This is a genomic window from Palleronia marisminoris (assembly GCF_900172315.1).
Lineage (GTDB): Bacteria > Pseudomonadota > Alphaproteobacteria > Rhodobacterales > Rhodobacteraceae > Palleronia > Palleronia marisminoris.
The window spans coordinates 1-25,538 of record NZ_FWFV01000004.1 but is presented as its reverse complement, the minus strand read 5'-3'; the positions used below and the strand labels follow the sequence as shown (position 1 = coordinate 25,538).

Genomic DNA, 25,538 nt, shown 5'->3' with positions numbered 1-25,538 from the left:
TGCATGGTAATTGACGGTTCCGCGCCGCGGCAATACTGCAAGCGCGCATTCCATGATGGAGAAAGCGATGACCGAGCTGCGTGAAATTGCGATGACCTCGAAGGTCTGGCCGTTCGAAGAGGCCCGCAAGCTGGTCAAACGCTTCGAGAAACAGCCGCCCGAGAAGGGCTACGCCCTGTTCGAGACGGGCTACGGCCCGTCTGGCCTGCCCCATATCGGCACCTTCGGCGAGGTGGCGCGCACGACCATGGTGCGCCGCGCGTTCGAGACGATGTCGGACATCCCCACGAAGCTTCTGTGCTTTTCGGACGACATGGATGGGCTGCGCAAGGTCCCGACAAACGTCCCGAACCAGGAGCAGATGGCCGAAGACCTTCACCTGCCGCTGACCCGCGTGCGCGATCCCTTCGGCACCCATGACAGCTTCGGCGCCCACAACAATGCGCGCCTGCGCGCGTTCCTCGACAGCTACGGGTTCGAGTACGAATTCGCCTCTTCCACCGACTACTACACGAGTGGCCAGTTCGACGCGGCGCTGCAGCGTGCGCTCGAGCGGTTCGACGAGATCATGGCGATCATGCTGCCGACCCTTGGGCCGGATCGTCAGGCGAGCTACTCGCCGTTCCTGCCCGTCAGCCCCAAGACAGGCCACGTGCTGCAGGTCCCGACGCTTGAGCGCAACGTCGAAAAGGGCACCATCGTCTATGAAGAACCCGACGGCGAGCGCGTCGAGGTCCCGGTGACGGGCGGCAACGTCAAGCTGCAGTGGAAACCCGACTGGGCGATGCGGTGGCACGCGCTGGGCGTGGATTACGAGATGTCGGGCAAGGATCTGATCGATTCGGTTACGCAGGCGGGCAAGATCTGCCGCGCGCTGGGCAGCCCCGGCCCCGAGACGCTGACCTACGAGCTGTTCAACGACGACAAGGGCCAGAAGATCTCGAAATCGAAGGGCAACGGCCTGTCGATGGAGGAATGGCTGACTTACGCGTCGCCCGAAAGCCTCGCCTACTTCATGTACCAGAAGCCGAAGACGGCGAAGCGGCTCTATTTCGACGTGATCCCGAAGGCGGTGGACGAGTATCACCAGCAGCTGCGGGCCTATCCCGATCAGGACGAGACCGCGCGGCTGAACAACCCGGTCTGGCACATCCACGGCAACAGCGACGTTCCGCAGTCGGACATGGTGGTGCCCTTCGCGATGCTTCTGAACCTTGCAAGCGTGTCCGGCGCCGAGGAGAAGGAGACGCTGTGGGGTTTTATCCGCCGCTATGCGCCCGGCGCCGCGCCCGAGGCGAACCCGCAGCTCGACCAAGCGGCCGGCTATGCGATCCGCTACTACAACGACTTCGTGAAGCCCGAGAAGACCTTCCGCCAGCCCACCGACGCCGAGCGCGCCGCGATCCTCGATCTGCGCGAGCGGCTTGCGGCGTGGGAGAGCGGCCTCGACGCCGAGGCTCTTCAGTCCGAAGTCTTCGCCGTCGGCAAGGCGCACGAGATCGAGCCGCTGCGCGACTGGTTCAAGGCGCTCTACGAGGTGCTGCTGGGACAGAGCCAGGGGCCGCGCTTCGGTGGGTTCGTTGCGCTTTATGGCGTGGACGAAACGGTGGCGCTGATCGACCGGGCGCTCGCGAACTGATCACGGGAAAGAGACTTCCTGCGCGGCGGGGGCGCGTCTTAGGCTGATCCGAAAGGAGACGCCATGAGACGCATCGTCCTCGCCGCAGCGCTTTCGATTTTCTGTCTGCCCGCCCTCGCGCAGGATTCTGAGATCGAGGGCGTGATTTCCTCGCAGCTCGAAGCCTTCCGCGCCGATGCGTTCGACCGTGCCTTCACCTACGCCTCGCCGGACATCCGGAACATGTTCGGGACGCCCGGCAACTTCGGGAGGATGGTGCGCAACGGGTACCCGATGGTCCACCGCCCCGGCGATGTCCGCTTCGGCGCGCTGGAGGATCTGGGCGGCGTGCAGCGCCAGCGGGTCATCATCCGGGATGCCGACGGGGCGTACCATGCGCTCGACTACGACATGGTCGACGGGCCGGACGGCTGGAAGATCGACGGCGTCCGCCTTGTGGAGATGCCGGACGTGAGCGTCTGATCAGAAGGCGAGCCAGGCGCCCAGGTCAATCCGGCTTTCGGTGTCGCCGCTCGGGTCGAACGCATAGCCGACGGTAAGGTCGATGCCGTCTGCGATGGAATAGGCGGCGTTCGGGGCGATGCGTAGCGCCGTGCCCTCTTCGTCCTCGGCGCCCTCGAACTCCACGAACAGCTTGCTGCGGTCGGTCACCTGAATCCCCGCGACGAGACCCATCCGCCATTGCTCTTCAAGCCCGGTGCTGTCCCGACCCGCCTCGACGTCGAACCAGGCGTCGCGATCGCCGACCGTGAAGCCGCGGCCGACATGCAGGGTGACGCCGTTGCGGACCTCGCCCGGCAGAACGGTCAATTCCTCGGGCGTACCCCCGTCCAGCTCGAACGAGGCGCTGGCCGAGACCGACACCTGCCACGGGCGGTCGGGCGTCAGCGCGACGCGGCTGAAGGCCGAGACGGCGCCGGCCTGGGGGCCGTAGCGGTCGGCGGCGAGGCCGAAGGTCAGGCGCGGGCTCATGCCGTACTCGGCATAAAGGCTCTGCACCTCTATATCGCCCTGCCGCCCGAACTTGAGCGACATGAACGTCTCGCCCTCCGGACGCGGCCAGGCGCCCGAGGTGGCCGCCGTGGCGACCATGGTGAACAGAAGGACAAGGGCGCGAAGCAGGGTCATGCCCCCGTCATCGCAGAAGAGAGTGAATCGGCGATTAACGCCCTTGTCCGTCGGGCCCTACTTCTTGCGCCGCTTCACGTTGCCGCCCCGCTGACCCGGACGCCCCGCGGTCGAGCGGCCCGAGGATTTCGTCGCCGCATCCGCCGCGGCATCTACCGCCGATTGCCGCGCCAGGGGATCGTCGGAAATCGCGAGGTCCACGGCCTCCAGCCGCTTGACCTCGTCCCGCAGGCGCGCGGCCTCCTCGAATTCCAGGTTCTCGGCCGCCTTGCGCATGTCGGTGCGCAACCCTTCCAGCACAGCCTGAAGGTTCGATCCGCCGCGCTTGGGGTCGATCTTGGCGGTCACGCGACTCATATCGACATCGCCCTTGTAGAGGCCCGACAAAATGTCATCGACGTTCTTCTTGATCGTCGCCGGCGTGATGCCGTTGGCCTCGTTGTAGGCGACCTGCTTCTCGCGCCGGCGGTCGGTCTCGCGCATGGCCCGCTCCATGGAGCCGGTGATGCGGTCGGCATACATGATGACCCGCCCGTCGGCGTTTCGCGCGGCCCGGCCGATGGTCTGGATCAGCGAGGTTTCGGACCGCAGGAAACCCTCCTTGTCGGCGTCGAGGATCGCGACCAGCCCGCATTCCGGGATGTCGAGCCCCTCGCGCAGCAGGTTGATGCCCACCAGCACGTCGAAGGCACCGAGGCGCAGGTCGCGCAGGATCTCGATCCGCTCGATCGTGTCGATGTCCGAGTGCATGTAGCGGACCTTGATGCCCTGCTCGTGCAGGTACTCGGTCAGATCCTCGGCCATGCGCTTGGTCAGAACCGTGGCGAGCGTCCGGTAGCCGGCTTTGGCCACGCGCCGGATCTCGTCCAGCAGGTCGTCGACCTGCATCTCGACGGGCCGGATCTCGATCTGCGGGTCGACCAGGCCGGTGGGTCGGATGATCTGCTCGGTGAAGACGCCGCCGGATTGCTCCAGCTCCCACGCGGCGGGGGTGGCGCTGACGAAGACCGACTGGGGCCGCATGGCATCCCATTCCTCGAACTTCAGCGGGCGGTTATCCATGCACGAGGGCAGGCGGAAGCCGTGCTCGGCCAGGGTCATCTTGCGACGGAAGTCGCCCTTGTACATGCCGCCGATCTGCGGGACCGACACGTGGGATTCGTCCGCGAAGACGATGGCATTGTCGGGGATGAACTCGAACAGGGTCGGGGGCGGCTCGCCCGGAGCACGGCCCGTGAGGTAGCGCGAGTAGTTCTCGATCCCGTTGCAGACGCCGGTCGCTTCCAGCATCTCGAGGTCGAAATTCGTGCGCTGCTCGAGCCGCTGCGCCTCGAGCAGCTTGCCGTCACCGACGAGCTGGTCGAGCCGCATCCGCAGCTCTTTCTTGATGCCGTTGACCGCCTGCTTCATCGTCGGGCGCGGCGTCACGTAGTGCGAGTTGGCGTAGATGCGGACGCGCTCGAAAGTGTCGACCTTCTCGCCGGTGAGGGGGTCGAACTCGATGATCGCCTCAAGCTCTTCGCCGAAGAAGGACAGCCGCCACGCGCGATCTTCGAGGTGGGCGGGCCAGACCTCGACCACGTCGCCTCGGACGCGGAAGCTGCCGCGCTGGAAGGCATGGTCGTTGCGCTTGTATTGCTGGGCCACGAGGTCCGCGATGACCTTGCGCTGGTCGTAGTCGCTGCCCGTATGCAGGTCGAGCGTCATGGCGCCGTAGGTCTCGACCGAGCCGATGCCGTAGATGCAGGACACGGACGCCACTATGATGACGTCGTCCCGTTCAAGCAGCGCTCGGGTGGCCGAGTGGCGCATCCGGTCGATCTGCTCGTTGATCTGGCTTTCCTTCTCGATGTAGGTGTCCGACCGCGCGACGTAGGCCTCGGGCTGGTAGTAGTCGTAGTAGCTGACGAAATACTCGACCGCGTTGTCGGGGAAGAAGCTCTTGAACTCGCCGTAAAGCTGGGCAGCCAATGTCTTGTTCGGGGCAAGGATGATGGCGGGACGCTGCGTTTCCTCGATCACCTTGGCCATGGTGAAGGTCTTGCCGGTGCCGGTGGCACCCAGAAGCACCTGGTCGCGCTCGCCGCCCCTGACGCCCTCGGACAGTTCGGCGATGGCCGTGGGCTGGTCGCCCGCAGGCTGGAACTCGCTGTTCATGCGGAAGGCGATGCCGCCTTCAAGCTTCTCTCGCGTCTTCACGTCCGGCGCGGGGGCGTGGAGCAGCACGGGCATCTGGTCGGGACGGTTGTTATGCATGGGGGGAAGATATGCGTGCGCGGGCGCGGTGCAAGCTGCCCGGACGGGGAACGTCGGCCTTGCTTCAAGCCGCGCGATTCCACATATGTCGAGCGACCAGAGAAGGAGGCGACCGATGACCGCGCGCATCTATCAGCCCACCAAGACCGCCATGTCTTCGGGGAACGCAAAGACGAAGGACTGGGTGCTCGAATTCACTGCCGACACGCCGCGGAGGATCGATCCGTTGATGGGATGGACGTCCTCGCATGACACCCAGCCCCAGGTGCGGCTGCGCTTCGCGACGAAGGAAGAGGCGCTCGACTACGCCGAAACTCACGGAATCGATGTGATCGTCACCCTCCCCAAGAAGCGCCGCGCCAATGTCCGCCCCGGCGGCTACGGCGAGAATTTCGCAACCGCGCGCCGTGGTGCCTGGACACACTGAGGCTGTAAATCCGGATCAAGTTTCGGCGGAATAGGCCACAAGAACCGGCCGAGCCGTAGTTCCGCGACCTCGGGCCTCATGCGATGTCGGATAAATCGGCGCAAATCAGCTACAGCCGTGCGAAGCTCAAGGTCGGCCCACCCAGCCATCTCGACAGTAGACGTTCTTCGAGCCCGTATCGCCGCCCGGTCGGATCGAGCCGATCCTTGCAGCGGCTTGTGCACATCACCGACTTCTCTGGGTGCACCCGTTCCTGAACGGCAACGGTCGGGTTGCGCGGCTTATGTCCTACGCCATGCTGCGCAGGGCGCCCGACACGCTCGGTCTCTGGTCAGTGGCGCGCGGGCTGGCGCGGTAAGAGACGGCTTGCAAGGACCACTTGGCCGCCTGTGATGGCCCCCGCCATGGAGACCGGCACGGACGCGGAACGCTCGGCGAAGCCGCGCAGATGGCATGAACTGAGGGATGAACGTCTGCTGAGCGGAAGCGGTCATTCGCTGCGTGTCCGATGCCATCTTGGACGCGGATGATGCGTGGCGACCAAAGCTTAGCGGAGGCAGACACGGGAGCGTCCGCCTCCGCTTTCCCTCAGCCACCGGGCGCCGCGGCAGAACCGGCGAGAATGCCGCCGTCGATCGTGAGCTCGGTGCCCGTCATGTAGGCCGCCTCGTCCGAGGCCAGCATGATGGTCAGGGCCGCCACTTCCTCAGCCTTTCCGAACCGCCGCATCGGCGTGTCCGTGACCATTGCCGCTTCGCGCTTGGCCCGGTCGGGGCCGCCGCCCGGCATCGGCTCCCACATCGGCGTCATGATCGCTATTCCTGCGGTCCCGCGCGGAGACTGGGGGCGACACGCCCGAGATCGCCGAGGCCGTCGCGGCATACAAGGTGGCCTGTTGTGGACTTGCATCGGTGCCGGCGGAATTGCCGGGGCTTGGGCCGGAACGCTTGTCGGCCGGTTTGGCCTCGGCCGCGTTCACGGGGCTTTCCTCGGGCTAATGTCAGCCAACATCCTCGCGGTCGGCTACGGCATCGGACCCGGCCTCGCGCTTGTCGGTGGCGCCTTCTTCGGCGCGGCCTACGTGATGTTGACCGGTGTCTATCTCATTTGGAGCATCCACGCCTTGCCGGACCGTCCCGCGACCGGGCTCATGGTCGGGTGCCTGACCATCGCGGTGGGACAGACCGCCGGCGCACCGGTCTTTGGGCTTTTGATGGCGGGTCCCGGCCCGGGGCCGGCGGTGGCCCGCTTTGGCGGTATCGCGCTTCTCGCTGGGTTCTTCCGGGCAGAAGCGCGTTCACCGACGCGCACGCACAGCCTCGACGCGAAACCGAGCGCTTTTCGGAGGTCGTAGAAAAGCTCGAACTGGACCTCGGCACGGCTGACGAGTCTCGCCTTCGGGTTGATTCACTTCAACGAAGGCGCAGCATAATCGGCAGTTTTCGACCGGCAGGTTGGGATACGACCTTGTGTCCGGACCGCGAGACCTTCCTGCCGTTCGCTGTGGGCGTATGCGCCGCGGTCGCGAGCCAGCCAGAAATAGGATCAGGAAGCTGCCACCCGCCGCGAGTGCACAGTAACTGGCGCCATGGGCCGCCTCGCTTGCGCCGCCGCGTCGATAGAAGCGATGGCGTTCCGAGCCGCAGCAACGCCACAGGCGCGTGCAGACGTGGTAAATGGTTCTTGTAGGCAACCAGGGATGTCGAGATGCGAACTCATCCGGCCAGGATCGCGGGCGACCACAGCATCAGCGAAGGCGGCGAGACCGACGCCACTGCCTCGAAGCGATCGTTCTGGGACAGACGTTCGATCGCGGCGGGACGATAACGTCGTAGCCTGTGCATGTTGCCAGGAAGGCAGCGTCGGACGATACTCGCGGCAGCCTGGCTGATATCGGAAAGGCGCGGTCGATGGCGACCGAGATCTCGACGCAGTGCTGCATCGTCGGCGGCGGACCCGCCGGGCTGACGCTCGGCTACCTGCTGGCTCGGGCAGGCCTCGACGTTGTCGTCCTGGAGAAGCACGCCGATTTCCTGCGCGACTTCCGCGGCGACACGATCCATCCCTCGACCATGGAACTGATGCATGACCTCGGCCTCCTGACCGAGTTCCTGGAACTGCCCCACCAGCGCATTCAGAAGCTCTTCGCGCAGTTCGGACCGGATCGCGTGCCGGTTGCCGACTTCTCCCGCCTGCCGCTCCGCGCGCCGTTCATCGCGATGATGCCGCAATGGGACTTCCTGTCGTTCCTGGCGGAAAAGGGGAAGGCGCATCCCGGCTTTCGACTGATCATGCAGGCCGAGGGCTGCCGCCTCCTGCATGAGGCGGGACGGGTAAGGGGCGTCCAGGCCGAAGCCGCGGACGGTGCGCTCGAGATCCGCGCCCCGCTGACGGTCGCAGCCGACGGCCGCGGATCGCGCCTCCGAACGGAAGCCGGCCTGAACGTGCGGGATTTCGGCGCGCCGATCGACGTGCTCTGGTTCCGGCTGTCGCGTTCGGCGTCCGACACGGACGAGACACAAGGCCGGTTCGCCGCGGGCCAGATCTTCATCATGCTCAATCGCGGCGACTACTGGCAGTGCGCCTACGTCGTGCCGAAAGGCGGCTTCGAAGAGAAGAAAGCGGCGGGACTTGCCGCGTTTCGTGCCGAGGTGGCCAAGATCGCTCCATTGGGGCCGAGCCGCATCGATGAGCTGACGTCCTGGGAGAAGGTGAAAGTCCTCAGCGTTCAGGTGAACCGGCTGGAGACCTGGTGGCGACCGGGGCTGCTCTGCATCGGCGATGCCGCCCATGCCATGTCGCCCGTGGGCGGCGTCGGGGTGAACCTCGCGGTGCAGGACGCGGTGGCAACCGCGAACCTGCTGGTGAACCCGTTGCGCCGAGGATTGCCGTCGGATCGCGAACTTGCTTCCGTGCAGCGCCGCCGCCAGTGGCCAACACGGGCGATCCAGTGGCTGCAAATCCTGGTCCAGGACCGCGTGCTACTGAGGGCCTTGCGCAGCAAGTCGGTCTTTCGTGCGCCCCTCCCTCTACGGGTAATGGCCGGTGTCCCGCTCCTTCGAGACGTTCCGGGCCGGATCGTCGGAATGGGACTGCGGCCGGAACATCCGAACCAGGAGTTCCGCCGGTGAAGCTATATCTGTGACACCGTGCACGCCACATGGGGCATACGGCGATTTACTTCCGGACTCGCCTTCCGGCGGATTTATCGTCCGGATTGTCCCGCATCCTGCGCGGATGCACGCGCTCTCTTTAGTCGCTGGACGAGCAACTGCGGGACACGCTCCGATCGAAGAAGGAGCTCGAAGTGTAAGCAAAACCGAGATCCACGACATCTTTCGCCAATCCGTGTGCGGCCACTTTGTGCCTCTCGCAGCCGCCGCGACGAGCGATGGGGATCGACTTACCGCTGCCGCTCATGCGGGGATCGGCGCCGCGAGACCCTGATCTGCCCTCACCGGCAACCGCGCCTCGATCCAGCCGACGATGTCGTCCAGAACGTCCTCCTTGCCAAGGTCGTTGAGGAGGTCGTGATAGTGGCCCTCGTAAAGCTTGAGGGTCTTGTCCGCGGATCCCGTGTGTTCGTGGAAATACTCGCTGCCTCGGCAGACCGTCGCGCGGTCATCGGTGCCGTGGAGGATCAGGACCGGCAACGTGATCTTGTCGAAGTTGCCGTGCAACCGCTCGTCGGCGCGCACGAGCGCGGCGACCGTGGCGGCGGGTTGGCTCTCGTCCTTCACCAACGGGTCGGACTCGAGCGCGGCGAGTGCGACAGGATCGCGGGTGAAGTCCTTCATCTTCAGCGTCAGCACGCCCAGCTTCGGCGCGACGTGGCTGAGGCCCTTGATCGCGGCCAGCACGAAGCCCGGCGCCGGCACCTGGAAGGCGAAGCTTTCGCAGATCAGCCCGTCAATCTCGTCTTGGTGGTCGAGCACGTAGGTGCAGGAGACGACGCCACCGGCGCTGTGGCCGAGCAGGTAGAGCGGCAGCCCCGCGTGCCGCTCCTTGGCGATGCCGATCAGCCCTCGGACATCCGCCACGTAGTCGGCGATGTCCTCGACGTAGAAGCGCTCGCCCTCGGACTGGCCGCGACCGCGCAGGTCGACGGCGAAGACGGCGAAGCCGCGGGCCGTCAGTTGCTCGGCGGTCCAGCCGTACTGCCCGCCATGCGAGTTCACACCGTGGCAGATGACCACGACGGCGCGCGGGGCGCCCTCGGCCCCCCACGAGCGCATGTGGATCCGGACGCCGCCGGCGCTGGTGAAATCTTCTTCACGCATCTTCCTGGCTCCTCTGTGCCCGCGCTCCTACGACCGGCTCTCCCCGCACGAAGGCAAGGAGGTCGGCGTTGAACCTGTCCTGGTGTGTCGTCGGCAATCCGTGATCGCCGCCCTCGTAGATCTTGAGCACGGCGCCCGACACGATCTTCGCGCTCATCAAGCCAGCCGCGCCGATCGGCACGATCTGGTCGTCATCGCCGTGCAGGATCAGCGTCGGCACGTCGATCTTCCTCAGATCCTCCGTGTAGTCGACCTCCGAGAACTCGCGGATGCAGTCGAGCTGGCCCTTGAGGCCGCCCATCATGCCCTGGAGCCAGAACGACTCGCGGACCCCCTCTGACACTTGCGCTCCGGGGCGGTTGTACCCGTAGAACGGCAGCGTCAGATCGCGAAAGAACTCCGCTCGGTTGTCGTAGGTGCCCTTGCGTATGACGTCGAATGCATCGAGGGGCAGACCACCTGGATTCGCCTCGGTCTTCAGCATCAGTGGCGGTACCGCCCCAACCAGCACCACCTTGGCCACGCGCGCCGTGCCATGCCGGCCGATATAGTGCGTGACCTCGCCGCCGCCGGTCGAATGCCCGACCATCACGACGTCGTGCAGGTCGAGCGCATCCATCAGCGCCGCGAGATCGTCGGCATAAGTGTCCATGTCGTTGCCGTGCCAGGTCTGGTCCGACCGGCCATGACTGCGGCGATCATGGGCGATCACCCGAAAACCCTGGCCGCCCATGAAGACCATCTGCGCGTCCCAGGCATCTGCCGTCAGCGGCCAGCCATGCGAGAAGACGATCGGCTGTCCACTGCCCCAGTCCTTGTAGAAGATTTCAGCGCCGTCCTCGGTCCTGACCTTTGGCATGTGCGTGCTCCCGCAGAAGGACGTGAGCGTCCCAATGGAATACTTGCCCTAACGGCAACCTGGTGCAGACTGGCGGAACCGACAAACTCCGGGGCGAATCTGACAATGACGCTGGTTGATCCGCCGGCCGAGATCGCGATCCTGCATTATCCGGGTGCGCAGCTCTCTGCGCTCTACGGTCTCACCGACGTTTTCGGGATCGCCAGCGAGCAATCTCAGCTGATCGGCGGGGCCACGGCGCCGATGCTGCGGGTCACGCATTGGAGACCAGAGGCCGCAGCCGGTCCGATTGCCAAGACATTCGACACCCATCCCGGACTCGTCGGTCGCCCGGTCGTGGCGATCGCGGCGCCGAGCCTGCGGGACTTGCCCAACGATCCGGTGCTGCTCGACACGCTGGCGGCGTGGCTGAAGGACCGTCACGCCAGCGGCTGCGTCATCTGCTCGGTCTGCTCCGGCGCGTTCCTGCTGGCGCGCGCGGGCCTGCTCGACGGTCGTTCGGCGACGCTGCACTGGTGCCACGCCGTGGAGTTCGCCGAACGCTATCCGGCAGTCCGGATCGACGCCGACAGCCTTCTGGTTGATGACGGCGACATCATCACCGCCGGCGCCGTCATGGCGTGGACCGACCTTGGGCTGAGGATCGTCCATCGGCAGCTCGGCTCGGCTGTTACCGTGGCGACCGCCCGTTACATGCTCTTCGACCCGGCCGGGCGGGAACAGCGCCACTACAGTGGCTTCGCTCCTCGACTGAACCACGGGGACCGGCCCGTGCTCGGGGTGCAGCATTGGCTGCAAGCCACCGGCGCGCGCGACGTAACGGTCGCAGCCATGGCCGAACGCGCGATGCTGGAGCGGCGCACGTTCCTCCGCCGCTTCTTCAAGGCGACGGGGCTCAAGCCGAAGGAGTATTGCCAGCAGCTCAGGATGGGTCGTGCTCGCGAGATGCTCGAACTGTCGAGCCGCACGGTCGCGCAGATCGCATGGGAGGTGGGCTACAGCGACGAGGCTGCGTTCCGCAAGGTCTTCAGGAAGATCGTCGGGCTACCTCCGGGCATCTACCGCCTGCGTTTCCGACCCGAGGGGACTGCTACCGCCCTTCCTCCGAAGGCACGAACCGCGGAGCACTCGTGCGATCCCGTTCACTCATAGTGCCGCCGCTTCGGCGACCTCGGCCCGGACGAGAAGGAACGCGCTGCCGTCGCTCAAGATCGACAGCGGCTCCGACCGGTACCGCCGCTGCGATGCCAGCAGCGAGGTGGTCGTCGGGGCCAATCAGCACCGGTGCATGGCCCATCGCGGCAATAGCATTGTCCACGCCCGGAGCCTCGCCGGAATTGCGGTCACCAGCGCTCGAGAGCACAGTGTAGGTTAGCGGCGCGACGCTCGCGGTCATTCCGAGGGCCAGCACGACGAGACTCATCGCACCTTTGACAACGGCCGCTTCAGGCGATCGTATTATTCTGATCGGCTCTGACGAGGAGTTGCGAACTGCTTGGCGCGAGGCCAGGTATGGCCGCGTCGCTGGTCGTCTTCGTGTATTAGACCAGCGGTCGTCGACGATCCGAGGCGGTCGGCGACGTGGCGGCGGGACGTCCAACATGACCTGAGCCCCGGCTCTGCTCCAGCTATTCGGAGAGTCCGCAGGTTGATTCCCGGGGCTACGCGGCGCGCATTGTCAGCCCCTTCGGAGCCACGAATTCGGCTGGCGGGATGTTCCCGAGGCCAGAACGGGGGCGTTGGTGGTTGTAGTCGTGCTGCCGGACATGGATCTCGCTGACGAAATCGAGGCTCCAGCGGATATCCAGGGTATCCGGCACCAGCATCGGCCTTCGCGTCCCGAGAGCCCGCATCCGGTCGCCCCGGCGACGCATCTGGAGCTTCTCCTGCGATCTCCGCGAAACAACCAGGTTGGTCGGTGGCGACGGTTCGTCACAGGATTTCATCCGATCTGGCAAGCCGCTTCTGCGCTGCAATCCGGAACGGTGCGTTCACCTCGCCATAGCGGCGATAGCCGGGACCGCGCTGGACAATTTCGACGAACAGGCCGCCGGGCAGGACACGGGAGTACATCTGGAAGAAATCCGAGCCTTCGATCCGGTCGTACAGGATGTTCCCCGCGCGCAGCCTATCGAGTAAACCCGGCGGCAGGTCAAAGCGGGCTTCGAGGTCGTCGTAGTAATTCTCTGGAATCGTCAGGGGAGCGAAGCCGCGCGCCGCGAGCACATTCGCCGTTGCGAAGATGTCGTCGGTGGCGAGTGCAATCTGGTGGACCGAAGCGCCGAAACTATCGGCGAGGAAGCTTCCAGCCAAGGTTCTGTGTGTCTCGGTTGCATTCAGCGTGACACGGAAGCCGCCGCCGCGGCTGGTGACGTCTTGAGCGCGGATCAAACCGTTCGGGTCGATCACGTCGAGGATCGGCGACTTCTCCATGTCGAACAGCGAGGTATAGAAGAGAGTCCAGCTCAGCATGTCGTGGTAGCTCGTGATTTGATCGAGATGGTCGACATGGGTGAGCCCCGCGTCCGGCTCCTCGGCCGGGACTGCCGTGAACTCGTCGCTCCAGACGCGATTGAGCCCGTTGGTGGCGTCCACGAAGTGCAGGACCGACCCCGCAAGGCCTCGGATCGCCGGCAGGGTCAGGACGCCCACCCCGATCTCCTGCCGGAACGGGTCTGCGCCGAGCGCTTTCGCACGGGACAGTGCGTCTTCGCCGGAGCCAACCTCGATACCGATGTCACACACGCAGGTGCCGCGCGCGTTCCAGGTGTGACCGGCATGTCCTTCGGTTTCGCGGTTGACGACGATGTGTATTTCCCCCTGCCGCCAGAGATCGATCTCCTTCGTGCGGTGGCGGCCGACCAGATTGAAGCCCAGGCTGTAAAGCGCGGCGCTTAGGGCTCTTGCTTCCTCCCTTCGCGACGCGAACTCGATGAAGCCGATCCCTTCGGCCGAGACACGGGCGGGGATCTCGGGCAAACCCTGAGCAACTTCGGGTTCTGCCCGGCGCACGTCGTCCATGAGCGAGACGAGTGACCGACGCCCGTCACGGGCGATCGCCTTCGGATCACCCCCGCGGAACTGGTCGTTGAAGATTTCGAGGCTGATCGGTCCAGCATAGCCCGTGGCCATCACCGCGCGCATGAAGCGCTCGACGCCCAGGTCGCCTTCTCCCGGCATGTTGCGGAAGTGGCGCGACCAGTAGAGCAGGTCCATCTCGATCGCGGGGGCGTCGGCGAGGTGGATGAAGAAGATGCGGTCGCCCGGGATCGCACGGATGGAGTCAGGATCGATTCCCCGGCCCAGCGTGTGGAAGCTGTCGAGGATCAGGCCGACGGATGCGTGGTCTGCGCGCCGCACGATCTCCCACGCGTCACGATGGTCGTTGACGTGTCGGCCCCAGGCAAGCGCCTCGTAGCAGATGCGCAGGCCGCGCTCCTTCGCGATCTCGCCAAGCTCGGCCAGGTCGTCGGCCGCGCGGTCGATGCCACCCAGAGCGCGGGGATGGCAGGATGAACAGATCAGCATCATGTCCGTGCCGAGATCGGCCATGGTGTCGAACTTGTGCCGCGCACGGTCGAACGCCTTGGACCGTAGTGGCTCGGGCAGGCATTCGAAGTCGCGAAACGGCTGGAACAGCGTGATCTCCAGCCCGTGGTCGCGCACCATCCGTCCGACCTCTCGTGGACCGCCGTCATGAGCGATGAAATCCTGCTCGAAGATCTCGACGCCGTCGAACCCCGCCGCGGCGATCGCCGCAAGCTTCTCCGTCAGGTCGCCGGCAATCGACACGGTGGCAATGGAGGTCTTCATGACGTGGGCTTTCCTTCTGAGGTGGGCTGCAAGGATGTTGTCTCCCTCGCAGGCTCGTCATTCGCGGTGACGTTTGACGCGGGACGCTTGAAGGAATTGAGCAAGCCTGCAGCGGGTGTCGCGACCTTCCCGGGCAGGGAGCGTGGGATTGAACCAGTCGAGGCCGCGCCCGTCATGCGGCCGGCTTTGCAACGATGTCGCGGAGTGCTGCTTCGCCGATTTCCCGACCGTGAAAGACCGAGAAGGCGTGAAGCCCCTGGTAGAAGAACAATTCCTCTCCGGAGATGATCGCAAGACCGGCTGCCTCGGCTTCGTGCAGGAACAGCGTGTCAGGCGGAGTGTAGACGGCATCGAATGCCCAGGAGGCCGCTGTCATCAATTCGCGCGGCACGGGCGTTCCTTCGTATCCCACCATGCCGACGGGAGTGCAGTTGACCAGCCCGTCTGCTTCGGCGGCAGCCTCAGGAAGTTCAGAGACTACCTTCACGGCGAGCGCCGGCTCGGCGGAACGGAGCGTATCCGCCAGCATCTCCGCCTTTGGAAGGTCCTGTTCGACGAGGCGCAACTCTTGCAGCCCGAGTTCAAGCAGTCCAAAGGCTACGGCCTTGCCGACCCCGCCGGCGCCAACCATGCAAACCCTCCCAGCCGGCGCCGACCCGCGCACGCGCTTGTACCCGGCGATGAAGCCGGAGAAGTCCGTGTTGTAGCCCAAAGGCCCCTCTGCCGTGAACAGGACGGTGTTGACCGCCCCCAGCCGTGCAATCCGTGGATCGGCCACCGTCAGCAGGGGCACGACACGTTCCTTGTAGGGATACGTGATGTTGAGCCCCCTGTAGCCGGCTGCCTGGGCTTGGGCGAAGATCTCCTCGAAGCTGTGCCCCCGGTCTCGCGGGACCAGCCGGTCGTACCGGACATCGACGCCGATCAGGTCTCCCGCGCGCTCGTGGAGACTGGGTGCCTGCGAGCGCGTGATGTTGTCTCCGATCAGGCCGAGTTGCACCCGCTCACGATGCATGGGCATCGAACTACCTCTCGAAAGATGAAGGTTTCAAAACTGCGGATGTGCCGCAGCCGATGGACACGCTCATTCGCCGCGCGGATGCAGCCAGCGCATCTCGGGCTTGCAGCCGACCCCCATGGTGCGCGCTTCTCCCTTGCGGCATTCAACGTTTTTGCTATCCTCTGGTATAGTATGGAATGAAGGTCATTATCGTCAATAGCAGCGAAAGCGCGCCGAGGTTCAGCTTATACGGCTCCGCGTGAGGACTCGCGTGCCGCGAGCGGGCGTGGCAGATATCGAAGCGGTACCGGCACGTTGCGGTCCGACAATCTCTTTCTGGTAAGGTCGGGGACCAATGCTCAGCACACAGATCCACAAGTTCGATATCTTCGGCCATGACGGAGAGACCGTGGGCGATGTCGCCTACAGGCGCATCCGCTCCGACATCGTCCTCGGGCGCCTCAAACCGCTGCAGAAACTCAAGCTAGAAGTGCTCAAGGAAACGTACTCGGCCGGAATCTCAACCTTGCGCGAGATACTCAGCAAACTCGCGATGGAAGAACTCGTCACGGCAGAGGGGCAGCGAGGCTTCGAGGTCGCGCCGATCAGCGAGGCGGGGCTGCGCGACATCGCCGACCTGAGGCTCCTGCTCGAAACGCACGCCCTGCGCCGATCCATGGCCGCGGGAGACCTGGAGTGGCGGGGAAACGTGGTGGCGGCACACTACAAACTGGCGGCGGTCGAGAGTGATCTCATCGGCGGCGGCCAAAGCGCGGTGGAGCAGTGGGTGCGATACGACTGGGGGTTCCACCACGCCACGATCTCGGCATGCAATGCGCCTGCTTTGATGCAAACTCACTCGTCGGTCTTCGACAGATATATGCGGTACCACATGCTGGTTCTGTCGTTCCGGGGCGAGATCGCGGCAGAAGAACACGAACGCATGCGCGACCTCGTCGTGGCCGGTGACGCAGATGCGGCCGTGGAGCTTCTTGTGTTTCATGTTCAGAGCGGGGTGGAGCACGTCCTGGCCACGGGGCGCATTCCCGCGTCGTAGCGGTCTCCACTTCGTAACAACTGACGTTTCCGCTATTGACAGACAAAATTAAGAATGTGGAAGTGGGGCAGGCCCCGGTCGAAGGGGCAATCCAACGGGAGGAAACTATCATGCCATTCGTAACGCGCCGCGCGGCCATTGCAGCCGGACTCGCCGCCACGACCGCCGGCTTCGCTTTCGGAGCTTCAGCGCAGGAGGCGCCGGTCCTGCGGCTGTCTTCGGTCGTTTCCGAGAGCGACATCCGCGCCGAGGCCTTCGCGAAGATCTCCGAAGCCGTTTCGGAAGAGTTTGACCTGCAGGTCTACAACGCCTCGACCCTGATCCCGCAGGGCTCTGAGTTGACGGCGATCCAGCGCGGCAACCTCGAGATGGGCCTTATCGCGCCACAGGACCTGGCCGACCAGGTTCCGGCCTGGTCGATCCTCACTGCGGCATATGTCTTGCAGGACGTCGACCACATGGAGGCGGTGTTCGACAGCGAGGTCGGCGAGCAGTTGAACCAGATGGCCGAAGAGGCCGGGCTCCACATCCTCGCGCCAGTCTACTTCGGCACGAGGCAGGTCAACCTTGTGCCAAGCCGCGATGAAAGCGAAGTCATGACGCCGGAAGATCTCAGTGGCGTCACCCTGCGTATGCCGGGCGGGGATGCATGGCAATTCCTCGGCGAAGCGATCGGCGCAAATCCGACGCCTCTCGCGTATTCCGAGGTCTACACGGCATTGCAGACCGGGGCCATCGACGGCCAGGACAACCCGCTGCCCAACGACTACAACATGAAGTTCTACGAAGTCACCGGTCAGATCGCGCTGACCGGTCACCTCGTGGGTTTCGACGTGCTCAGCATCTCCTCCGAGGTCTGGAACGAGATGACGCCCGAGCAGCAGGAACTGCTGCAAGGCGCAGTGGATGAAGCCGTTGCAGAAAGCACCGAGCGTCACCTCGCGCGCGAGGACGAGCTCGTTCAGTTCTTCAAGGACGAGGGCTTGGACGTCTACGAGCCCGACCGCGAGGCCTTCCGCGAATTCGCCCAGCAGAAATACCTTGAATCCGAGTTCGCCGAAAGCTGGCCTGAGGGCATGCTCGACCAGATCAACGCGATCGGTTCGGACGGCAGCGCGAACTGAAACGGCACGGCGGGGGCCGGGTGCGCCCGGTCTCCGCGCAGACTCCGAGGCAATTCATGAAAACGGAGCGACCCAAGTGGCGCGCCGCGGCGCGTAACTTCGTCGAGGCGGTGCCCGCGATATTGCTCGCCGCGATGTTCGTGGCGTTCATCGTGCAGGTGTTCATGCGCTACGTCCTCAACAGCCCGGTCGGCTGGACGGTCGAGGTCTGTGTGATCGCCTGGACCTGGGTGATCCTGTGGGGCCAGTCCGTTTCGGCGAGGGAAGAGGACGAGATCCGCTTCGACATCATCTATGGCACGGTCAGTCCGGCTGTGCGGCGCGTGTTCCGGCTTATCTTCTCGCTCTTCCTCGTCGTGATCTACGCGATCTCGCTGCCGGCGGTCTGGGACTACGTCACCTTCATGAAGATCGAAGAGACGTCATATCTCGACATTCCCTACTCATGGGTCTTCTTCGTCTTCGTCCTGTTCACCGTCGGTTCCATCCTGCGCTACGCGTGGATCTTCTGGGGTGCCTTGCAGGGACGCGAAGAGACGCATGAGGACGGCGACCCACAGGCGGTCACGCGAAAGGACTTCTCCGAATGAGCTGGGAATTCAGCGTCACCGTCGCCGTCATCATGATGACGGCATTCGTCGGGCTGCCGATCGGCCACGCGATGATCGGTGCCTCGGTCCTCTACCTGCTGATGGTCGGTCAGGACATGAGCATCGCCGGCGAGCAGATGCTTCAGGGCCTCTACGGCTCCTACGTCCTTCTGGCGATCCCGCTCTTCATCTTCGCTGCAGACCTGATGAACGTGGGCTCGCTGTCGGATCGGTTGCTCGACTTCTGCCGGGCGCTGGTCGGGCGGTTCCGCGGCGGGCTCGGCCACGTCAACGTCGTGTCGTCTCTGATCTTTTCAGGCATGTCGGGCTCGGCCATCGCCGATGCGGTCGGCATGGGGCGCATCATCATCAACCTGATGACGAAGGACGGGAAGTATCCGGCGGCCTATGCCGGCGCGATCACCGCCGCGACGGCCATCATCGGGCCGATCATCCCGCCGTCGATCCCGATGATCCTCTATGCGCTCGTGTCGGACACCTCGATCGGCTATCTCTTCCTCGGCGGTGTAGGGCCCGGACTGGTTCTCGGCGTGCTTCTCATGGTGATGAACGCGTTCCTTGCCCGCCTTTACGGCTTCCCAGTCGACGACCCAGTGCCGGTACGCGACTTGCCGCGGATTACGCTGCGCGCTGTGCCCGCGCTCTTGATGCCAGTGATCCTGTTCGCCGGCATCTACGGCGGCGTCACCACACCCACCGAGGCCGCAGCATTGGCGGGGCTCTACGCGTTCCTTGTCTCGGCGTTCTTCTATCGCTCGATCAGCCTTCGCATGGCCTACCAGACGGTGAAGGACAGCGCCCGTTCGACCGCATCGGTCGGCATCCTCATCGCAGGTGCCTTGGCCTTCAACTACGTCGTCACGGTTGAGCAGGTTCCAAATGCCATCCGCGGCAGCCTTGCCGACTTCGACCTCGGGATGATCGGCTTCCTGCTGATGATCAACGCGCTGCTTCTTCTGCTCGGATGCCTGCTCGAGGCAAACACGATCCTACTCGTCATCGTTCCGATCTTCCTTCCGACGGCCTTGGCGCTCGGCATCGATCCGGTGCATTTCGGCGTGATCGTCGTCGTCAACACGATGCTCGGTCTCGTGACGCCACCATACGGGCTGCTGCTGTTCGTGGTGAGCGGGATCACCCGGACGCCGATCGGCCAGACGATCTGGCACCTCCTGCCATTCGTCGCGATCATGATCGTGGGGCTGGCAATCATCACCTTCATCCCGAGCGTCGTTCTATGGCTGCCGCGGCTCTACGGCTACGGGAACTGAGGCAAACTGCGATCACCACAGAGCGTCCGCGGCATTGAAAAAGGACTGCGCAATTGACCGACACCACGACCGACACTCCCGGATCCTCCCAGAGGCGGGACGAGGCGGGGCTCCCAATCCTCATCATCAATGGACCGAACCTGAACATGCTCGGGACCCGCCAGCCCGAGATCTACGGTCACGATACGCTGGAAGATGTCGAGCGGCTCTGTCACGAGGCGGCCGCGCCGACCGGCTTTGCGATCGACTTTCGCCAGAGTGACTCCGAGGCCGAGATCATCCGGTGGATCCAGCAGGCGCGGTCCTCGGCCAGCGCCATCGTCATCAATCCGGCTGGCTTCACCTCGACCTCGATCGCGATCCTGGACGCGCTCCTCATGTTCGAGGGACCGATTTTCGAATGCCACATCTCGCCGCTCTTCCGGCGCGACGAGTTCCGGCATCTCTCCTACGTATCCAAGGCGGCAACGGCCAAGATCGAGGGCTTCGGAATCGCCGGCTACGGCTTCGCCATCACGCGGATCGGGCAACTTCTCAAGCAGGCGGCTTGAAGGCCTTTTCGCCGTCCGTTCCCTCGGTGTCGAACTCGAGGACGCCCTGGCAATATCCGAGGCGGCAGAGATATGAAGATTTCGGCCGTCCTACGCGGACTGCCCAAATCTGCCACTAGCCGAAGGGGCTGCAACGCGGCTTGCTCGAAGCAGTCGTTTCCGGGAAGAACTCGATGCTGCGACCCGCACCGGCGGCGGATGCGCAGCCTGTCGTCATGCGCTGCGTTGCGCACCAACCGAGGCTTCGGTCGTCACTTGGCGGCCTCAAGCGAAGAAACTCGCATGAGGGGGAGCCATCCGCACATGAGCGCGCCTTAGGAAGGGGTCGGCCGAGGCATCTCGATGTTGATCTCCAAGCTCGACATCTTTTCTCCGCGCTCCATGCGGATTTCGACGTCTTGCTCCCTGATCGCGACGTATTTCCGGATCGCTGCCACGATGTCGCGTTGCAGCATTGGCAGGTAGTCGGTTTCGTCGGCACCTCCCCTGCTGCGCTCATGAGCAAGAAGGATCTGCAGCCGGTCCTTGGCGGTCTGCGCGCTTTTCGGGCGGCGCTGCTTGCGGGCGAAGCTGAACAGGCTCATGACGCACGCCCGAACAGCCGTTGAAACAGCCTCGGACGCCGCTCGCCTTCGATCCGCATCTCGACCTCGGTGCCGGTAAGGCGTCTGACGGCGTCCTCGTATGCCCGCCCCGCAATGGATGGCTGGTCGAGTACGACAGGCGTGCCGGTGTTGGAGGCGCGCAGGATTGCCGGGCTCTCGGGGATCACGCCAAGAAGCGGTACAGCGAGGATTTCCAGCACGTCATCGACTGTCATCATTTCACCGCTTTGCACGCGTGCGGGATCGTGGCGTGTCAGTAGCACCTGAGCCTTGACCGGTTCGGCATTGGCGGTCTCGGCCCGCCGGGTCTGGCTGTTGAGAAGTCCCAGAACCCGATCACTGTCTCTAACGGATGAGACCTCCGGGTTTGTTACGACAACGGCCTCATCGGCGAAGTACATTGCCATCTGGGCACCGTGCTCAATTCCCGCCGGGCTGTCGCAGATGATGTAGTCGAACTCCTGCTTCAGTTCGTCGAGAACCTTTTCGACCCCCTCCTTCGTCAGCGCGTTCTTGTCCCGCGTCTGCGACGTGGGCAGGATCGACAGGTTCTCCAGCCGCTTGTCGCGGATCAGGGCCTGCTTCAGCCGGGCATCTCCCTGGATGACATTGATGAAGTCAAAGACGACCCGGCGCTCACACCCCATTGTCATGTCGAGATTGCGCAGGCCTACGTCGAAATCGATCACGACCGTCTTGTGACCCTGCTTGGCCAGACCCGCCGAGATCGCAGCCGAGGATGTGGTCTTGCCCACGCCTCCCTTCCCCGACGTGATCACGATGACCCGGCCCAACGGGGGCTTTTCTTTCAAATCAACCGTCATCCGATTACCTCCATGCGCAGTCGGTCGTTCTCGAGGAACACCTGCGTGCATCGCTTGCGATTTGCGTCCCCGAGCGTCTCACTCGTCTTGTAGAGGCCGGCGATGGCCACCAGTTCCGCATCAAGGGACTGACAAAAGATCCGCGCGTCTTCGTCCCCGTGTACACCGGCCAGCGCGCGCCCGCGCAGGGGGCCATAGACGTGGATCGAACCGCCTGCGACCAGTTCGGCGCCGGAGGCGACGGAGCCGATCACCGTGATATCGCCGTGCTCGCTGACAATCATCTGGCCTGACCTGACCGGCGCGTGGATCACCACGTTCTTGCCCCCGTGACCCTCGGCACGGGACTGACGGCTTCTCTGGCCGTCGATCGGCAGCGGGGCGTCTTTGGCGCTCGGGACCGCAATGAGTCCCAGTTCCAGCAAGGCATCTTCCGAAACCATGCCGCCGCTCTGCACTCCGAAGACACGCAGCTTGCGACGCCGCAAGTTCGCGACCAGCACGCGAAGGCGGGACGGGTCCGCGATCTTGGGCGCGTTCGACAGGTCAAGGACCATCGGCGCCTCGTCGAAGAATTGCGGGACACGCCGAAGTTGTGCATCCAGTTGCTCGTAGAGGGCCTCGCTGTCCTCATCGGCGTCGATCCGAAGAGCGAGCGCCGTGAGGAACCGCCCACGGATCTGGAAAGATGCTATACTTGTCGACATGGTTTAACGCCGCCCTTCGGCGTCTCGATTGGACACGTCAGACTGCTGCTCCTGTTTTCTGGCAGGTCACGACTCGGGGCCGCGCCGCTCTTGTTCTTCGCCTACTTTCCACGGATGAGAGCCCGTGCGGAAGGAGGCGTCCGGAGTGTCAGCAAGAACCCGCCATCGCATCGAACCTCGTCGCAGGCAGCCTCGGAGAACGCCGCGCGAAGAGGGCGTGACTGCCGCAGTAGCGTCCTCGTGCGAGTAGCGGGGCTGGATGGCGACATCGTCCACGGCACCTGTGAACAAAGGCTCATCAAATGAGAGCGCTCGAAGGAGACCTGCAGCCGAGCAGCGTCAGTGTGTGGGGCCCAGCGTCTCGGATCCGCGAGCTCGACAAGGTGATCCAGCAGAACGCGAACGCCGCGGAAGAATCGGCCGCGACGAGCCAGGAACTGGCGGCACAGTCGCAGCAGCTGACCGGCGTGATCTCGTATTTCGAGCTCGACGATACCGGCAAGCGTCCCGTGGCCCCTGCCAAGCCCAAGGTCGTGGCGTCCAACGCCAAGCCGACCCGGACGCAGAAGGACGTGAAGGCGTTCGAGCTCGACCTAAAGTCGGAGGAGGTCTCCGACGACGACTTCCATCGCTACGCCGGCTGATCCATGAAAATCAGCACTCGGCATGTGCGGGACGTGGCGGGGGAGGAGGCTTCCTCCCCCGCCTACCTCACCTTCCACCTTGGCGAGCAGACGCTCGGAATAGATGTCCGCGATGTGCGGGAGCTACTGGTCCCGGGGAAGATCACCCCGCTGCCCGATGCGCCCATTGGCGTTCTGGGAGTCGTCGATCTCCGCGGGACCCCTCTGCCGGTCGTCGACCTGAAGGCTTGGCATTTCGTCAATCGAATGGAGCGAGGTTGGCCAGATCGTCGTCATCGATGTTGCGGATGGCGCAAGCCGCTCGGCATCCTCACGGGCCGGGTGCGGAAGGTGGATCAGATACGCGCGGACGAGATCGAGCCGTGCCCCAGCATCGGCGCCAATCACTGGGACAGCAGCATCATCGAGGGCCTCAGCCGCCGCGGGTCGGACCTGATCATCCTGATCCAGATCGACGGCATCTTCGGAGGGATGATGGACGGACGCGATCGATGCTGTCACTACTACTTAGGACACGGCGAGGTGGCGGCGGATCCTTCTTCCGGCAGGGCGCATGGGACGACGAGCGCCTCATCAGCGATGCCGCGTGGCTGCGAGGTGACCCGGAGCAACTGAAGCCACACCTGACTCAGATAAAAACGAACTCCAGGGGAGGCCGCGCCAGCTCCAACGAGACAGGAGAGGAACCGGCCCTCCCCTGGAGCCCGAAAAGGCGGCTGCGTTGGCGCTCCCATGGACCTGGACGCTGGCGCGGTCACGCCGCATTCGCCCATGCTACAGATCATAGCGGTCGCGCAGAAGAACCCGACTCGCAAACGCGTGTGCTACGCCATGCGGAGAGGGCTTCAGCAAATCAACACGGCGAGGGAGGACAGGATGCTGGATAGGGCTTTGAGGCGTGTCGACGAGTTCTGTACGGCGTATGACATGCGCGTACCGATCCTGATGGCCCCGATGGCGGGGGCTTGCCCTCCGGCGCTGGCTGCCGCCGTCGCGGAGGCCGGTGGCATGGGCGGATGCGGCGCCCTGATGATGGACCCTGATGAGATCGCCCAGTGGGCGGCTGAATTCCGGGCCGCGAGCAAGGGGCCGTTCCAGATGAACCTGTGGGTGCCGGACCCTGCGCCGCCGCGTGACGCGGACCACGAGCGGGCAGTTACCGAATTTCTGGCGGCCTGGGGTCCGGCTCCCGCCAGACTCTCCGCCGATCTTCCCGTGCCCTTCGCTGATCAGTGCGAGGCCCTGATAGAGGCCCGGCCGGCTGTGATGTCCTCGATCATGGGCCTTTTTCCGCCCCACGTCGTCGACCGGATGAAGGCTGGCGGGATCAGCTGGTTCGCTACTGCGACCACGGTCGCGGAGGCCCTCCAGGCCGAGGCAGCGGGAGCCGACGCCATTATCGCGCAGGGCAGCGAAGCCGGCGGGCATCGCGGAGCCTTCAATGCAGACAAGGCAAACGCGCAGATGTGCGGGTCGATGGCGCTCGTGCCTGCGATCCATGACGCAGTTGGCGTGCCGGTGATCGCAGCCGGCGGCATGGCGGACGCGCGCGGCGTCGTAGCCGCGCTCGCGCTCGGCGCGTCGGCTGTACTGGTCGGGACAGCCTTCTTGCGGGCGCCCGAAGCCGCCATCGCGCCGGCATGGGCCGATGCCATCGGCCGGGCCCAGCCAGACGACACAACGACCACGCGCGCGTTTTCCGGCCGGCTCGGGCGGAGCTTGCGCACCGACTACATCGCCGCGACCGAATGCGAAGGTGCGCCGGCGCCCCTTCCTTACCCGCTGCAGCGTTCGGCGACGGGTCCGATGCGAGCGCTCGGCGCGAAGGAGAACAACCTTGCGTGCATGCAAGCATGGGCAGGGCAGAGCGCGCGGCTGGCACGCAACGAGCCTGCCGGCGAGATCGTGCGCTCCATCTGGACTGAAGCGCGAGCGACGTTGATCCAGTGAAAAGCTTCGAACGGCACAGACGCCGCGGGCATGCCGCTTGGCAAGCGTGACCATGAAAATGAATCGCGCACGAGATCCGTCACAGGACGCGTCCGGTCATCTAGGCGCGCCTCGATACAGCTCGCATCCGGACAACCCAGCAGTAGCTCCGAGCCGCGTCGGCTGGCAGCTGGCCTGTCAGGCGGATAAACTCGCCATGCCGAAGTCGGACTTCACTGTGAGCCCTCATCGCTCACCGCAAATCTCCAGCCGCGTCATAGCTCGTGAAGACTTCGGTCGAGCGATCGGGCAGGATGAGGGCGACCGCCCGTTACATGCTCTTCGACCCGGCCGGGCGGGAACAGCGCCACTATAGTGGCTTCGTCCCTCTACTGAGCCATGGGGACCAGGCCCGTGCTCCGGGTGCAGCGGTCAGGCCGAACGGTGGCGCAGATCGCATGGGAGGTGGGCTACAGCGACGAGGCTGCGTTCCGCAAGGTCTTCGGGAAGATCGTCGAGCTACGTCCGGACGTATACCGCCTATGTTTTCGACCCGAGGGGACTGCTATCGCCCTTCCTCCGAAGCGGGCGATCAAGCGGTCGTTGACGTTGAGTTTTTGATCCCGGGGAGCGCCATGCTCATCGGCGAGGGATTGCGCCGAAACCAGCGGCTTCGGCACAACCTGAACCGCCCCGGCTTTACCGGAGAGCGTTTCGTTCAACGGGTCAGGCGACCTTATCGCGGGGTTGGGGCTGTTCAAGATGTCGTCTCTCAGCCTCTGCCGGCGGCATGTAACCTAGCGAGCTCAGGAG

The 25,538-nt window shown here is 64.6% G+C and carries 27 protein-coding genes; 15 read left to right on the top strand and 12 right to left on the bottom strand.

What is annotated here, in order from left to right; genetic code table 11:
* The first annotated feature begins 67 nt into the window (after positions 1-67).
* Both PAM7066_RS08100 and PAM7066_RS08095 read left to right on the top strand, forming a co-directional pair.
* Complete coding sequence (locus PAM7066_RS08100) at positions 68-1,639, top strand: lysine--tRNA ligase (protein WP_085853658.1); 1,572 nt, start codon at positions 68-70, stop codon at positions 1,637-1,639.
* A 63-nt stretch (positions 1,640-1,702) separates the two neighbouring features.
* Positions 1,703-2,101: a DUF4864 domain-containing protein gene (locus PAM7066_RS08095; protein WP_085853657.1), complete on the top strand. Its 399-nt coding sequence runs from the start codon at positions 1,703-1,705 to the stop codon at positions 2,099-2,101.
* Here the strand turns inward: PAM7066_RS08095 and PAM7066_RS08090 are convergent, their stop codons facing one another.
* Positions 2,102-2,767, bottom strand: coding sequence for a hypothetical protein (locus PAM7066_RS08090; RefSeq protein ID WP_085853656.1), 666 nt, complete (start codon positions 2,765-2,767; stop codon positions 2,102-2,104). It abuts the gene before it with no gap.
* A 57-nt stretch (positions 2,768-2,824) separates the two neighbouring features.
* On the bottom strand, positions 2,825-5,023 hold the full coding sequence (gene uvrB / locus PAM7066_RS08085; RefSeq protein ID WP_085853655.1) for an excinuclease ABC subunit UvrB: 2,199 nt from the start codon (positions 5,021-5,023) through the stop codon (positions 2,825-2,827).
* Between the two features lie 115 nt (positions 5,024-5,138).
* Between uvrB and PAM7066_RS08080 the strand changes: the two genes are divergently transcribed.
* Positions 5,139-5,450, top strand: a complete 312-nt coding sequence (locus tag PAM7066_RS08080; protein WP_085853654.1) for an ETC complex I subunit — start codon at positions 5,139-5,141, stop codon at positions 5,448-5,450.
* Positions 5,451-5,643: 193 nt separating this feature from the next.
* Complete coding sequence (locus PAM7066_RS19645; protein WP_217639947.1) at positions 5,644-5,808, top strand: Fic family protein; 165 nt, start codon at positions 5,644-5,646, stop codon at positions 5,806-5,808.
* 230 nt (positions 5,809-6,038) lie between these two features.
* On the opposite strand, the gene PAM7066_RS08070 is transcribed toward PAM7066_RS19645, so the two are convergent.
* A complete protein-coding gene (locus PAM7066_RS08070; RefSeq protein ID WP_245749628.1) occupies positions 6,039-6,260 on the bottom strand; it encodes an SDR family oxidoreductase in 222 nt (73 codons plus the stop codon).
* Between PAM7066_RS08070 and PAM7066_RS08065 the strand changes: the two genes are divergently transcribed.
* A complete protein-coding gene (locus PAM7066_RS08065) occupies positions 6,259-6,804 on the top strand; it encodes a YbfB/YjiJ family MFS transporter (RefSeq protein WP_139214968.1) in 546 nt (181 codons plus the stop codon). The genes PAM7066_RS08070 and PAM7066_RS08065 overlap by 2 nt on opposite strands.
* Positions 6,805-7,360: 556 nt before the next feature.
* Positions 7,361-8,581: an FAD-dependent oxidoreductase gene (locus PAM7066_RS08060; RefSeq protein ID WP_085853653.1), complete on the top strand. Its 1,221-nt coding sequence runs from the start codon at positions 7,361-7,363 to the stop codon at positions 8,579-8,581.
* 285 nt (positions 8,582-8,866) lie between these two features.
* Here the strand turns inward: PAM7066_RS08060 and PAM7066_RS08055 are convergent, their stop codons facing one another.
* Together PAM7066_RS08055 and PAM7066_RS08050 are read right to left on the bottom strand one after the other, a co-directional pair.
* Positions 8,867-9,730: an alpha/beta hydrolase gene (locus PAM7066_RS08055; RefSeq protein ID WP_085853652.1), complete on the bottom strand. Its 864-nt coding sequence runs from the start codon at positions 9,728-9,730 to the stop codon at positions 8,867-8,869.
* The gene (locus PAM7066_RS08050; protein ID WP_085853651.1) at positions 9,723-10,589 is read right to left on the bottom strand and encodes an alpha/beta fold hydrolase; all 867 of its coding nucleotides are present in this window, start codon (positions 10,587-10,589) and stop codon (positions 9,723-9,725) included. Before PAM7066_RS08050 ends, PAM7066_RS08055 begins: the two co-directional genes overlap by 8 nt.
* A gap of 105 nt (positions 10,590-10,694) precedes the next feature.
* Here PAM7066_RS08050 and PAM7066_RS08045 point away from each other — a divergent pair, with 105 nt between their 5' ends.
* Positions 10,695-11,741 carry a GlxA family transcriptional regulator gene (locus PAM7066_RS08045; protein ID WP_085853650.1) on the top strand — a complete coding sequence of 349 codons (1,047 nt, stop codon included), beginning with the start codon at positions 10,695-10,697 and terminating at the stop codon, positions 11,739-11,741.
* On the opposite strand, the gene PAM7066_RS19540 is transcribed toward PAM7066_RS08045, so the two are convergent.
* The 4 genes from PAM7066_RS19540 to PAM7066_RS08035 all read right to left on the bottom strand — a co-directional run bounded on the left by PAM7066_RS19540 (position 11,736) and on the right by PAM7066_RS08035 (position 15,423).
* Entirely contained in the window at positions 11,736-11,864 is a 129-nt protein-coding gene (locus PAM7066_RS19540) for a hypothetical protein (RefSeq protein WP_276326068.1), read from the bottom strand. The two genes, PAM7066_RS08045 and PAM7066_RS19540, sit on opposite strands and share 6 nt — an antisense overlap.
* A gap of 386 nt (positions 11,865-12,250) precedes the next feature.
* Entirely contained in the window at positions 12,251-12,463 is a 213-nt protein-coding gene (locus PAM7066_RS19640) for a hypothetical protein (protein WP_090928844.1), read from the bottom strand.
* A 58-nt stretch (positions 12,464-12,521) separates the two neighbouring features.
* On the bottom strand, positions 12,522-14,402 hold the full coding sequence (locus PAM7066_RS08040) for a bifunctional sugar phosphate isomerase/epimerase/4-hydroxyphenylpyruvate dioxygenase family protein (RefSeq protein ID WP_085853649.1): 1,881 nt from the start codon (positions 14,400-14,402) through the stop codon (positions 12,522-12,524).
* Positions 14,403-14,574: 172 nt separating this feature from the next.
* Complete coding sequence (locus PAM7066_RS08035; RefSeq protein ID WP_245749627.1) at positions 14,575-15,423, bottom strand: shikimate dehydrogenase family protein; 849 nt, start codon at positions 15,421-15,423, stop codon at positions 14,575-14,577.
* A gap of 334 nt (positions 15,424-15,757) precedes the next feature.
* Here PAM7066_RS08035 and PAM7066_RS08030 point away from each other — a divergent pair, with 334 nt between their 5' ends.
* The 5 genes from PAM7066_RS08030 (at position 15,758) to PAM7066_RS08010 (ending at position 20,016) form a co-directional block, all read left to right on the top strand.
* Positions 15,758-16,459 carry a GntR family transcriptional regulator gene (locus PAM7066_RS08030; RefSeq protein ID WP_085853648.1) on the top strand — a complete coding sequence of 234 codons (702 nt, stop codon included), beginning with the start codon at positions 15,758-15,760 and terminating at the stop codon, positions 16,457-16,459.
* A gap of 110 nt (positions 16,460-16,569) precedes the next feature.
* On the top strand, positions 16,570-17,583 hold the full coding sequence (gene dctP / locus PAM7066_RS08025; protein ID WP_085853647.1) for a TRAP transporter substrate-binding protein DctP: 1,014 nt from the start codon (positions 16,570-16,572) through the stop codon (positions 17,581-17,583).
* A 56-nt stretch (positions 17,584-17,639) separates the two neighbouring features.
* Positions 17,640-18,173, top strand: coding sequence for a TRAP transporter small permease (locus PAM7066_RS08020; RefSeq protein ID WP_085853646.1), 534 nt, complete (start codon positions 17,640-17,642; stop codon positions 18,171-18,173).
* Complete coding sequence (locus PAM7066_RS08015) at positions 18,170-19,465, top strand: TRAP transporter large permease (protein WP_085853645.1); 1,296 nt, start codon at positions 18,170-18,172, stop codon at positions 19,463-19,465. The genes PAM7066_RS08020 and PAM7066_RS08015 overlap by 4 nt, the downstream gene beginning before the upstream one ends.
* Positions 19,466-19,581: 116 nt before the next feature.
* Positions 19,582-20,016: a type II 3-dehydroquinate dehydratase gene (locus tag PAM7066_RS08010; RefSeq protein ID WP_276326071.1), complete on the top strand. Its 435-nt coding sequence runs from the start codon at positions 19,582-19,584 to the stop codon at positions 20,014-20,016.
* Positions 20,017-20,330: 314 nt separating this feature from the next.
* Here PAM7066_RS08010 and minE read toward each other — a convergent pair whose 3' ends face one another.
* From minE to minC, 3 genes are read right to left on the bottom strand one after another with little or no spacing between them, the layout of a single operon-like run.
* Positions 20,331-20,600 carry a cell division topological specificity factor MinE gene (gene minE, locus PAM7066_RS08005; protein ID WP_175484599.1) on the bottom strand — a complete coding sequence of 90 codons (270 nt, stop codon included), beginning with the start codon at positions 20,598-20,600 and terminating at the stop codon, positions 20,331-20,333.
* Positions 20,597-21,445, bottom strand: a complete 849-nt coding sequence (gene minD, locus PAM7066_RS08000; RefSeq protein WP_085853643.1) for a septum site-determining protein MinD — start codon at positions 21,443-21,445, stop codon at positions 20,597-20,599. Before minD ends, minE begins: the two co-directional genes overlap by 4 nt.
* Positions 21,442-22,152, bottom strand: coding sequence for a septum site-determining protein MinC (gene minC / locus PAM7066_RS07995; RefSeq protein WP_085853642.1), 711 nt, complete (start codon positions 22,150-22,152; stop codon positions 21,442-21,444). The genes minD and minC overlap by 4 nt, the downstream gene beginning before the upstream one ends.
* 383 nt (positions 22,153-22,535) lie before the next feature.
* On the opposite strand from minC, the gene PAM7066_RS07990 reads away from it, so the two are divergent.
* From PAM7066_RS07990 to PAM7066_RS07980, 3 genes are all read left to right on the top strand, one after another.
* Positions 22,536-22,796, top strand: a complete 261-nt coding sequence (locus tag PAM7066_RS07990) for a hypothetical protein (RefSeq protein WP_139214967.1) — start codon at positions 22,536-22,538, stop codon at positions 22,794-22,796.
* Between the two features lie 24 nt (positions 22,797-22,820).
* Positions 22,821-23,411: a chemotaxis protein CheW gene (locus tag PAM7066_RS07985; RefSeq protein ID WP_176237564.1), complete on the top strand. Its 591-nt coding sequence runs from the start codon at positions 22,821-22,823 to the stop codon at positions 23,409-23,411.
* A gap of 117 nt (positions 23,412-23,528) precedes the next feature.
* Entirely contained in the window at positions 23,529-24,746 is a 1,218-nt protein-coding gene (locus PAM7066_RS07980; protein ID WP_217640013.1) for an NAD(P)H-dependent flavin oxidoreductase, read from the top strand.
* The last annotated feature ends 792 nt before the right edge of the window (positions 24,747-25,538 follow it).

Excerpts from the sequence above, each read along its gene's own strand:
- PAM7066_RS08015 (WP_085853645.1), top strand. The coding sequence starts at position 18,170 with ATGAGCTGGGAATTCAGCGTCACCGTCGCCGTCATCATGATGACGGCA.
- PAM7066_RS07980 (WP_217640013.1), top strand. The coding sequence starts at position 23,529 with ATGGACCTGGACGCTGGCGCGGTCACGCCGCATTCGCCCATGCTACAG.
- PAM7066_RS08030 (WP_085853648.1), top strand. The coding sequence starts at position 15,758 with ATGCTCAGCACACAGATCCACAAGTTCGATATCTTCGGCCATGACGGA.
- PAM7066_RS08020 (WP_085853646.1), top strand. The coding sequence starts at position 17,640 with ATGAAAACGGAGCGACCCAAGTGGCGCGCCGCGGCGCGTAACTTCGTC.
- PAM7066_RS08100 (WP_085853658.1), top strand. The coding sequence starts at position 68 with ATGACCGAGCTGCGTGAAATTGCGATGACCTCGAAGGTCTGGCCGTTC.
- PAM7066_RS08065 (WP_139214968.1), top strand. The coding sequence starts at position 6,259 with ATGATCGCTATTCCTGCGGTCCCGCGCGGAGACTGGGGGCGACACGCC.
- PAM7066_RS08035 (WP_245749627.1), bottom strand. The coding sequence starts at position 15,423 with ATGCCCATGCATCGTGAGCGGGTGCAACTCGGCCTGATCGGAGACAAC.
- PAM7066_RS08050 (WP_085853651.1), bottom strand. The coding sequence starts at position 10,589 with ATGCCAAAGGTCAGGACCGAGGACGGCGCTGAAATCTTCTACAAGGAC.
- minE (WP_175484599.1), bottom strand. The coding sequence starts at position 20,600 with ATGAGCCTGTTCAGCTTCGCCCGCAAGCAGCGCCGCCCGAAAAGCGCG.
- dctP (WP_085853647.1), top strand. The coding sequence starts at position 16,570 with ATGCCATTCGTAACGCGCCGCGCGGCCATTGCAGCCGGACTCGCCGCC.
- PAM7066_RS08045 (WP_085853650.1), top strand. The coding sequence starts at position 10,695 with ATGACGCTGGTTGATCCGCCGGCCGAGATCGCGATCCTGCATTATCCG.
- minD (WP_085853643.1), bottom strand. The coding sequence starts at position 21,445 with ATGACGGTTGATTTGAAAGAAAAGCCCCCGTTGGGCCGGGTCATCGTG.
- PAM7066_RS08040 (WP_085853649.1), bottom strand. The coding sequence starts at position 14,402 with ATGAAGACCTCCATTGCCACCGTGTCGATTGCCGGCGACCTGACGGAG.
- PAM7066_RS08055 (WP_085853652.1), bottom strand. The coding sequence starts at position 9,730 with ATGCGTGAAGAAGATTTCACCAGCGCCGGCGGCGTCCGGATCCACATG.
- minC (WP_085853642.1), bottom strand. The coding sequence starts at position 22,152 with ATGTCGACAAGTATAGCATCTTTCCAGATCCGTGGGCGGTTCCTCACG.
- PAM7066_RS08095 (WP_085853657.1), top strand. The coding sequence starts at position 1,703 with ATGAGACGCATCGTCCTCGCCGCAGCGCTTTCGATTTTCTGTCTGCCC.
- uvrB (WP_085853655.1), bottom strand. The coding sequence starts at position 5,023 with ATGCATAACAACCGTCCCGACCAGATGCCCGTGCTGCTCCACGCCCCC.
- PAM7066_RS19640 (WP_090928844.1), bottom strand. The coding sequence starts at position 12,463 with ATGCGTCGCCGGGGCGACCGGATGCGGGCTCTCGGGACGCGAAGGCCG.
- PAM7066_RS08060 (WP_085853653.1), top strand. The coding sequence starts at position 7,361 with ATGGCGACCGAGATCTCGACGCAGTGCTGCATCGTCGGCGGCGGACCC.
- PAM7066_RS08080 (WP_085853654.1), top strand. The coding sequence starts at position 5,139 with ATGACCGCGCGCATCTATCAGCCCACCAAGACCGCCATGTCTTCGGGG.
- PAM7066_RS08090 (WP_085853656.1), bottom strand. The coding sequence starts at position 2,767 with ATGACCCTGCTTCGCGCCCTTGTCCTTCTGTTCACCATGGTCGCCACG.
- PAM7066_RS08070 (WP_245749628.1), bottom strand. The coding sequence starts at position 6,260 with ATGACGCCGATGTGGGAGCCGATGCCGGGCGGCGGCCCCGACCGGGCC.